This is a genomic window from Bacteroides bouchesdurhonensis (assembly GCF_900155865.1).
GTDB lineage: Bacteria > Bacteroidota > Bacteroidia > Bacteroidales > Bacteroidaceae > Bacteroides > Bacteroides bouchesdurhonensis.
On sequence record NZ_LT707017.1, the window covers coordinates 1 to 2,477 of the forward strand.

Annotated in this window: 1 protein-coding gene and 1 pseudogene; both read left to right on the forward strand. The window is 40.7% G+C overall.

The window, feature by feature from the left end; genetic code table 11:
• Window positions 1-938 (forward strand): RHS repeat domain-containing protein (locus tag CZ225_RS22760; protein ID WP_129585941.1); only part of this gene is annotated, 938 nt, incomplete at its 5' end.
• A 394-nt stretch (window positions 939-1,332) separates the two neighbouring features.
• Window positions 1,333-2,477, forward strand: a pseudogene (locus CZ225_RS22770) (RHS repeat-associated core domain-containing protein); the annotation flags it as partial.

Here is a 2,477-nt window from a genome sequence, read left to right on the forward strand (position 1 = left end):
TCTATGAGAACGGGGTGTTGAGGATGCTGCTCAATGAGGCGGGGTATGTGAGTTTCCCGGACAGGAAGTTCCATTTCTATTTGAAGGATCATCAGGGGAATACCCGTGTGGTAGCGGATAAGGATGGTAATGTGGAGGAGACTAACAATTACTATCCGTTTGGTGGGACTTTCACTTCTACAGCTAGTGTTCAGCCTTACAAGTATAATGGTAAGGAGTTGGATGCGAAGAATGGACTGAACTGGTATGATTATGGGGCGAGACAGTATGATCCAACATTGGGACGTTTTATGAAAATTGATAGATATTCAGAGAAATATTACACTTTATCCCCTTTTCAATATGGAGTGAATAGTCCGACTAACAATATAGATATCAACGGAGATAGTATTGCTGTATTAAATCATGGAGAAGGCATGCATATGGCAATATTAATTCAAAACAATGCAGGAAAATGGCAATATTATTCAGTAAATGGAGATAATGTTTATGTTTTAGGAAAATTTAAGGGAGGACGCAAATTTGATGATATTGCAGTTGGTGAATTTACAAATCCTCAAGAGTTCTTAGATAGTGAATATAACTCTGCTGGAAAAAGTGATGATAATACAATTAATCACTACGGATTTTCTGAGGGATATATAATTCCGACAACAGAAGAACAAGATAACATAATTCGGGATTCTTTTGTGGATATTAGTCGTAATGAAGATTATGACCTTTTGGGAAATAACTGTTCTACAACAGTACAAAAAGCAATGGAAGCGGCTGGTTTAAAGACTTATGAAAGTGATATACGAAAAATCCCAATTGATTATGGAATTGGAGAATCTTATATTAGTATTAAAAGTCAGCGTCCTATTATTCCTAGTCATTCGTTTAGAGCAATAATTAGGTCTAATCCGCAGGGGAAATTAGTGTACAGAAAAAATAATTGATAATTGTATGAAAAGCAAAGGTTTTACATGGACACCGATATTAATATTATCTCCAGTATTGATAGTGCTTGTATTGACATATATTTTACTAAATTGGAATCCTTACGGGATATTAGCTATTGGTGTATTTTTAATAGAGATTTTATTTATTACTTTAATAGATAGAATTCTTACATATCTAATGAAACTTAAAAATGTGTGGATTATAGAAATAGTATTTATATCAGTTGTTATATCTTTAAAACTATATTACCATATTAGTCTATGGGATATTATTTTTTCTATCTTTTAAAACACTAAATATTAATATAAAGAAATCCCCTGGCATTGGAAATGTCTTACCCTGATATAAGTTGTCTAATTAAAGATAATTTATATCAGGGTATTTTATATATTGGAATGTTTAATCTATAAATATTTACCAACTCTACCTGTTCAATACAGCGAGCATCCGGTGCAGACCTCGTTCCTTACCAACCAGAACCGGCAAGGACTGGCGCATTGCCTGACCTTCTACCCTAAATTGAGCGTGCGAATCTATTCCCTTTCTGCGGACAGCCTCACCTACCGTCAGGACTATACGACAGGTACTCTCGATTGTACGCAGACCACCAACGAGGACGGGCACTTCAGCCTGGAATTCAAGGACCGGGCTACGGAGAAGGTCCTCCTTTCACGTGTAATGGACAGGGAAGTGCTGCTCGATACCTATTACGTCTATGACGGCTACGGGAATCTGCGGATGGTATTGCCTCCGGCGGCTTCGGATTTGCTGACTTCGACCACTACACCCGCTTCATGGATCGAGACTGTGGCAGCCATACAAAAGTATGCTTATATCTACAAGTATGACGGACGGAACCATTGCATCTACAAGAAACTTCCCGGTTGCGATCCCGTCTATACAGTGTATGATGCCGCCGACCGTCCTGTCTTCGTACAGGACGGCGGGCAACGTGCCAAAGGGGAATGGTCCTTCAGTATACCGAATGTTTTTGGAAGGATCGTCCTGACGGGGACCTGCAGGAATACACTGGATTATACAAACGATCCGTTGAAGAACATCGTATTAAAGGCTACCCGGCTCAAGGGAACGAGTCAGACCAATGACCTGAAAGAATATACGCTTCCCTCAAAAGTCACCTTGACCACCCCTGTTATATTGAGTGTGAATTATTATGACTGGTATGGCTTTATCGGTTCCAATGGCATTACATCAGGGGCTGCCACTGCTTACGAAAAAGTAGCAAGGTATGACCAGCTCAGGACAGTGGGAGTCAAAGGGTTACTTACAGGCACACTGACGGCTAAGATATCCGGCAATGGGACGGTATCGGGATACTTGTACTCGGTGATGTATTACGATGAGAGAGGACGTATGATCCAGCAGCGGGGAAACAATTCCCTGGGAAGGGAGGATAAGATATTTACCGCCTACGACTTCCCGGAGAATCCCACGCAAGTCAGGAAGGTGCATACGGTCGGGGCGGATACACGGACGGAAGTATATACCCATACCTATGACCAGGGGGAACGTTT